The 6,449-nt window shown below is 60.2% G+C and carries 6 protein-coding genes; 2 read left to right on the top strand and 4 right to left on the bottom strand.

Annotated features, from left to right (window positions below):
* Positions 1-1,035: 1,035 nt before the first annotated feature.
* The 4 genes from AACZ55_RS15115 to AACZ55_RS15130 all read right to left on the bottom strand — a co-directional run bounded on the left by AACZ55_RS15115 (position 1,036) and on the right by AACZ55_RS15130 (position 4,121).
* The gene (locus AACZ55_RS15115) at positions 1,036-1,929 is read right to left on the bottom strand and encodes a LysR family transcriptional regulator (protein WP_338609764.1); all 894 of its coding nucleotides are present in this window, start codon (positions 1,927-1,929) and stop codon (positions 1,036-1,038) included.
* Positions 1,930-2,004: 75 nt separating this feature from the next.
* Complete coding sequence (gene trxB / locus AACZ55_RS15120; protein WP_339647446.1) at positions 2,005-2,955, bottom strand: thioredoxin-disulfide reductase; 951 nt, start codon at positions 2,953-2,955, stop codon at positions 2,005-2,007.
* A 154-nt stretch (positions 2,956-3,109) separates the two neighbouring features.
* Positions 3,110-3,583 carry a transcription elongation factor GreA gene (greA, locus tag AACZ55_RS15125; protein WP_339647448.1) on the bottom strand — a complete coding sequence of 158 codons (474 nt, stop codon included), beginning with the start codon at positions 3,581-3,583 and terminating at the stop codon, positions 3,110-3,112.
* Positions 3,584-3,908: 325 nt separating this feature from the next.
* A complete protein-coding gene (locus tag AACZ55_RS15130; protein ID WP_264226951.1) occupies positions 3,909-4,121 on the bottom strand; it encodes a cold-shock protein in 213 nt (70 codons plus the stop codon).
* A gap of 501 nt (positions 4,122-4,622) precedes the next feature.
* Here AACZ55_RS15130 and ltaE point away from each other — a divergent pair.
* The gene (ltaE, locus tag AACZ55_RS15135) at positions 4,623-5,645 is read left to right on the top strand and encodes a low-specificity L-threonine aldolase (protein ID WP_339647450.1); all 1,023 of its coding nucleotides are present in this window, start codon (positions 4,623-4,625) and stop codon (positions 5,643-5,645) included.
* Between the two features lie 82 nt (positions 5,646-5,727).
* Positions 5,728-6,449, top strand: a 722-nt coding sequence (locus AACZ55_RS15140; RefSeq protein WP_339647452.1) for a methyltransferase domain-containing protein, incomplete at its 3' end; no start/stop codon positions are given.

Raw genomic sequence — 6,449 nt, forward strand, 5'->3', positions numbered from 1 at the left:
CTGGTATGCGCTCTTGCTTGTTGCGCCGGCCCGAGCAACAACAAGCAAAAGCGCATACCAGCTATGCATTAGGCACGTTCGTGCTGCTGGTGAAAATTTAGGCAGATATGGATCCCCCAAAACGAGAGAAGCCCCACCGAGGAGGATCGGCAGGGCTTCTGATCTGTCGGCCGCATTCGAGGGAGGAGGATTCGAATTACGGCCTTAGGAGCGTTCAGGGAGGGAGGAGGAGGAACCCATCCCGCTCTTGTCGTCACGACACAGGGGGCTTTGGGAGGAGGAGGAAAAGCGCGCCGCGTCAGTGACGGTTCGTATATGCCATTCTAATCACGACTTGAAAAGTCGTCTAATGGCATGGCAGCCATGCATTTTGCGCAAGCCCTGCTGGGCGATCTGCACAAAGGGTGGGCATGGAAGGCGTTTGGGCAAAAAAGAAGCCCCGCTCGAGGGGAGAGCGGGGCCAGGACGAGAAGCAAGCTTCTCGTTAGGAGGGAACATCAAACGCGCCCAAAGGGAGGAGGAAAGACGCGCAATGTCTGGCTGGTAGGTAGAGATTAGACGGCATCTCAACAACCCCATTCCGGTTATGTCAGCCATGCATTGGATGCATGGCAATGCCTATTTGGCGGGCAATGTGCCTGTTTTTCTTACATTATTTTGTATGCACCGGCGCGCGGCGGGTGCCAAAAAAATTTCCGACATCGACGTTTTTTGCCCGCTTGTGCGAAGCGCAGCGGGCTTTGCCGAGGTCCAGGCCGCTCGACAAGCGTCAATAATGCTCTTTCCGCGCGGAATCGGATCGATTTGCTCTGAATGCCTCGCGGCGATTCTGATTGGAACCGCGGTCCCGCGCTCGATTTGAGCGCAATGCCGATTGCTGCGGTGCGAGCGGTTTCGCGGCGGCGCTTCTAGAGCCGTTCAGGATTTGATTGACTCAAATCCTTGGCTCTAAACCCTTGTCTTGTCGCGTGTTGCGAACCGCAAAACCGTTTCCATCCCCGATCGCGTCGAGAACATGTTTTTGCTGGACACGCTCTAATATTGCCAGTCGCGGGCCTTGTCGACGAGAAAGTCGCGGAACACCCCGACTCGCTTGGAGCTCTTGAGCGCAGGAGGATAGACGAAATAGGTCTCGAACTCGGGAAGGTCGATATCGTCCAGAACCCGCCTCAGGCTTGGCTCTTCCTCGGTGATGTAGTCGGGAAGCATCGCGATGCCGATTCCCTGACGGCAAGCCTGCATCATGCCGTAGATGGCGTTGACCTTCAGCGTGGTCCGCCGGGGCGAGTTGTCGGGGCGCCCGATGCGCTCGAGAAAGTTCACATCGCCCAGATAGGAGGGCGAGGGTTCGCCAAAGGTGATGATCTTGTGGCCATCAAGGTCTTCGATCGATCCCGGAGTACCGTTTTCGGCAAGATAGCTTTCGGAGGCGTAGATGTGGAAGTGGACGGTGAACAGCTTGCGCTGGATCATTTCGGATTGATTGGGCCGATGCAGGCGTATGGCCACGTCGGCCTCGCGCATGGCCAGATCGAGTTCGGCGTCGTTGAGTTTGATTTCCAGCTGGATGGTTGGATAGAGCGTCACGAATTCGTGGATACGCTTGGTCAGCCAGGTCGAGCCGAACCCAACGGTGGTGGTGACCAGAAGGGGCCCGGTGGGTACGTCCTGGCTTTCGGTCATCTGGGCCTGAACCGACTGGAGCTCCCAGGCCATGCGATGGGCGGTGCGGAAAAGCTGTTCACCCACCTCGGTAAGGACGAGACCGCGGGCATGACGGATGAAGAGTTTGAGGCCGAGGTCTTCCTCCAGCGCCGAAATCTGGCGGGAAACGGCGGACTGGGACATTCCAAGCTTTTCGGCCGAATGGGTAAAGCTTCCCGATTCGGCGGCGACATGGAATATGCGCAGCTTGTCCCAGTCGAGCATCCCCCACGTCCCCTCTTTGTGGCGCCGTTCGCGGGGGATCCGCGAGCGGCGATCAGTCGTTGTGGTTCGCCGCCGTTATTCGGCGGCTTCGGCCATTTCATGGGCCGCGAGATAGCGTTCGGCTTCGAGCGCAGCCATGCAGCCCATGCCGGCGGCCGTTACGGCCTGGCGGTAGATATCGTCGGTCACATCGCCCGCCGCGAACACCCCGGGCACCGAGGTTGCGGTGCTGTCGGGCGCGGTGACGATGTAGCCGCCATGCTTCATCTCGAGCTTACCGTTGAAAATCTCGGTGGCAGGACCGTGGCCGATGGCAACGAAAATGCCGTCGACCTCGATTTCGTGGGTCTCGTCGTTCGTAACGTCGCGCAGGACGGCGCCGCGCACCGAGGGGGGCATGTTGTCGCCCTTGACCTCGTCGAGCACCGTGTTCCAGCGCACCTCGATCTTGGGGTGCTTGAACAGGCGCTGCTGCATGATCTTTTCGGCGCTGAACTGGTCGCGGCGATGGGCGATGATGACCTTGGAGGCGAAATTGGTCAGAAACAGCGCTTCCTCGACAGCGGTATTGCCGCCGCCGATCACCAGGACCGTCTTGTCGCGGTAGAAAAATCCATCGCAGGTGGCGCAGGCCGAGACGCCGAAGCCCTTGAATTTTTCCTCGGTCGGAAGGCCGAGCCATTTGGCCTGGGCGCCGGTGGCGATCACCACGCTATCTGCGGTGTAGGTCTTGCCGCTGTCGCCGGTGAGGCGGAAGGGGCGGATGTTGAAATCGACGTCAACGATCAGATCGTTTTCGATTTTCGTGCCCATGTGTTCGGCCTGGGCGCGCATCTGTTCGACCAGCCATGGCCCCTGGATGGGATCGGCGAAGCCGGGGTAATTTTCGACGTCGGTTGTAATGGTGAGCTGACCGCCCGGCTGGATGCCGGCGATCATGAGCGGTTCAAGCATGGCGCGGGCGGCGTAGATGGCGGCCGTATAGCCGGCCGGACCCGAGCCGATGATTATGGTCTTGGCGTGCATTGTATCGTGCCGATCAATTTGCGTTCGAAACAAATATGGCACGGTGCCCCGCGGTTACAAGCGCGCGTGCCACTTGGCAGGGGAAAACCCGGTATGCTGAGGCGAAATTGCATCAAGGGGCGGGCGGACCTGCGATCAAGTCCGCCCGGCCCGATCAAATAAAGACAATCTTGAGGATTTCGTAGCCGCGCGCGCCGCCCGGAGCGGTCACTTCAATCGAATCGCCCACCGACTTGCCGATCAGGGCGCGGGCAATGGGCGAGGAAATCGAAATGCGGCCGGCCGAGGCATCGGCTTCGGCATCGCCCACGATCTGGTAGGTCTTTTCCTCTTCGGTGTCCTCGTCGACCATTGTCACGGTCGCGCCGAACTTGACGGTCGAGCCCGAAAGCTTGGAAACGTCCACCACTTCGGCCATGGCCAGCATGGATTCAATCTCCATGATGCGACCTTCATTGTGGCTCTGCTGTTCCTTGGCCGCGTGATATTCGGCGTTCTCGGAAAGGTCGCCATGGGCGCGCGCTTCGGAAATCGCGTCAATGATCGCGCGGCGTTCGACGCCGGCGCGGCGTTCGAGTTCGGCTTGGAGTGCGGCGTGTCCCGCCACTGTCATGGGGACCTTGTCCATTTCGGCCAATCCCTCCTATCAATTATTAAATACGTTGAAGCGCATATCGAGATCCTCGCTGACTTCACGCCAGCGGACTCGACCTACGCTTTCGGGAAACTTACCTGCGAGAGGTTGCCCGTACCGGCCATTGTGGTCAAGGCCAATCGGTGGGCATTCTCCCGCGCCTCCGCTGTGCACCGGCACATATGGGGCTTTGTGCGGCGGCTGCAAGTGTCCCTTGAAATTCCTGTTTCCCAAAGAAAAGAGCGCAAACCCGCGGTCTGCGCCCTGTTTCCGTTGCCCGGCCAATGAGCCGGGCTAAGCTCATTTGGCGGATGCCGAACTAGTCGGCAGCGACCAGGTTGCCGGCGGCCGATTTGCCGGTGCGCTTGTCCTTGACGATCTCGTAGGAAATCTTCTGGCCTTCATCGAGACCGGTCATGCCGGAATTCTGAACGGCAGAAATGTGAACGAAAACGTCAGCTCCGCCTTCGTCGGGCTGGATGAAACCGTAGCCCTTTTGAGTGTTGAACCATTTGACAGTGCCGGTTGCCATGGCTTTGTCCTTTCACGTCGTGCTGTCTGGAGCTTTATCCGGCCCGATTGGTCCGGAACTCCAAGTCCTTGTTTTGCCGAGGGCGAACCGAAAAAATCGGTAATTTTTCCGGCCGCACTCTGATGGGGGTTTGCCGCCCCCGGGTATATCGAAGTCTTGGTTCAGGACGTCAGCAGGCGTTAAAGACGCACGGCTAGATCAGTCGGCCGCAATTTCGATCCAGTTTTTTTAGAAGAAATGGCCGAAATATTCAAGTACTTGTCAGAATCAGGGCCGGTAAAAAAATTTCGATGGCGATAACACTGTAGTTAGGACTGCAATCGGGTTTCGGCCGGCTGACATGTCAGTATTGCATACCTTTACGATAGAGAAGAGCGTGAGGCCCAAAGTATATCGGCTGGAGAGGCCGGTGTTCAAGTTGGGATGCGGGCGGTTGGCGGCGAACACCGGACGCGCTAAGCATCGGCCGCACTATCGACCACGGGTTCTCAAGGCAAACAGATGACGACCAGACGCTATGATTTTCGCTCCGATACGGTGACACGACCCGATGCGGGCATGCGCGCGGCGATGGCCGACGCCCCGGTTGGAGACGATGTCTATGGCGAGGACGAAACCGTCGCCGCGCTCGAAGCGAAAGTTGCCGAACTGACGGGCAAGGCGAGGGGCGTGTTCCTGCCCTCGGGCACGCAATCGAACCTGATCGCGCTGATGAGCCATTGTGGGCGGGGCGATGAATTCATCGCCGGGCAGGATGCCCATGCCTACAAGTATGAGGCGGGTGGGGCGGCGGTTCTCGGCTCAATTCAGCCCCAGCCGATCGAAAATGGCCCCGATGGCTCGCTGCCGCTCGACAAGGTCGCCGCGGCCATCAAGCCAGAGGATATCCATTTTGCCCGCACGCGGTTGCTGGCGCTCGAAAACACCATTGGCGGCAAGGTGCTGCCGCAGAGCTATGTGGCCGATGCGGTGGCGCTGGCGCGGCGGCATGGGCTTGCCACCCATCTCGACGGAGCGCGGATCGTCAATGCCGCGGTGGCGTCGAACCGGAGCGTCAAGGAGTTGGACGAGGGGTTCGACAGCGTTTCGGTGTGCCTGTCCAAAGGGCTGGGCGCGCCGGTCGGCTCGGTGCTGGTGGGCGATGCCGATTTCATCGCCAAAGCCAGGCGGTTGCGCAAGATGCTGGGCGGCGGCATGCGGCAGGCGGGCATTATCGCGGCGGCGGGACTTTATGCGCTCGAGCACAATGTGGCCCGGCTGGCCGACGATCACGCGCGGGCCCGGCGGCTGGCCGAGGGATTGGCGCGCCATGAGGCGCTGACCGTGGAAATGCCGCAGACCAATATCATCTTTCTCACCGCCGATGCGTCGGTCGCAAAGGGGTTTGCCGATTACATGGCGGCTCAGGGGATACTGGTTTCGGGTCGCTACGGCCAGCAGCGCTGGGTGACGCACAAGGATATCGGCGACGACGCGATAGAGGCGGTTCTGGACGCAGCGGAAAAATTCTTCGCGGGCCTTTGATCTTGCCGCTTGCTTTTTGCCGCGCGCGGGCGCATTTCCCCGCGCGCCGGTATTTGCCGGTTTTTGCGGATCGCAACACAAATTGACAACGACTTTCCTGTCTTCGGGCGACCTCATCGTCGATCGCCGGGCCCATTACGCCCAGATGCTGGCCGAGGCCGGCGAATTTTCATCCGCCGCGGATCTGATGGAGCAGGCGCTCAACGATGCGCCGGGCTGGGCGGCGGGCTGGATGATGGCCGGGGACTACCATCTCAAGGCCGATGCCTTGGGCCGTGCGATTGCCGCCTGGCAGCGGGCGGCGGAACATGATCCGGCAGGTACGCTCGGCGCACAGATGCATCTGGCGGCGCATGGGGTCGGTGAAGTAGAGCCACAGGCGCAGGCGGCGTATGTCGAAGCGTTGTTCGACCAGTATGCCGGCCATTTCGAAGAAGCGTTGTTGCAAAAGCTCGACTATATCGTCCCGGGCCGGCTGGCAGACCTGGTTGGCGGCACCATGGAAGAGCTCGGCATCGAAGGGTTCGCGCGTGGTCTCGATCTGGGGTGCGGCACCGGATTGATGGGGGAGCGGCTGCGGCATGTGGTGTCGCATCTGAGCGGCGTCGATATTTCAGCCGCCATGGTCGCCGAAACGCAAGGCAAAGCGATCTACGACGGGGTGGAACGGGCCGAATTGCTCGATTTTCTCGGAGCGCAAGGACGCATCGCCGATATCGTGACGGCGGCGGACGTCTTCATGTACTGCCCGGCATTGCCACCGATTTTCGCCCTGGTCAGTCAGGTGTTGCGGCCCGGCGGGAT

The sequence above is a fragment of the uncultured Pelagibacterium sp. genome (assembly GCF_963972885.1).
Classification (GTDB): domain Bacteria; phylum Pseudomonadota; class Alphaproteobacteria; order Rhizobiales; family Devosiaceae; genus Pelagibacterium; species Pelagibacterium nitratireducens.

What these genes read in the sequence shown, in the direction of transcription:
- greA (WP_339647448.1), bottom strand. Translation starts at nt 3,583, where the DNA reads ATGGACAAGGTCCCCATGACAGTGGCGGGACACGCCGCACTCCAAGCC.
- AACZ55_RS15130 (WP_264226951.1), bottom strand. Translation starts at nt 4,121, where the DNA reads ATGGCAACCGGCACTGTCAAATGGTTCAACACTCAAAAGGGCTACGGT.
- ltaE (WP_339647450.1), top strand. Translation starts at nt 4,623, where the DNA reads ATGACGACCAGACGCTATGATTTTCGCTCCGATACGGTGACACGACCC.
- AACZ55_RS15115 (WP_338609764.1), bottom strand. Translation starts at nt 1,929, where the DNA reads ATGCTCGACTGGGACAAGCTGCGCATATTCCATGTCGCCGCCGAATCG.
- trxB (WP_339647446.1), bottom strand. Translation starts at nt 2,955, where the DNA reads ATGCACGCCAAGACCATAATCATCGGCTCGGGTCCGGCCGGCTATACG.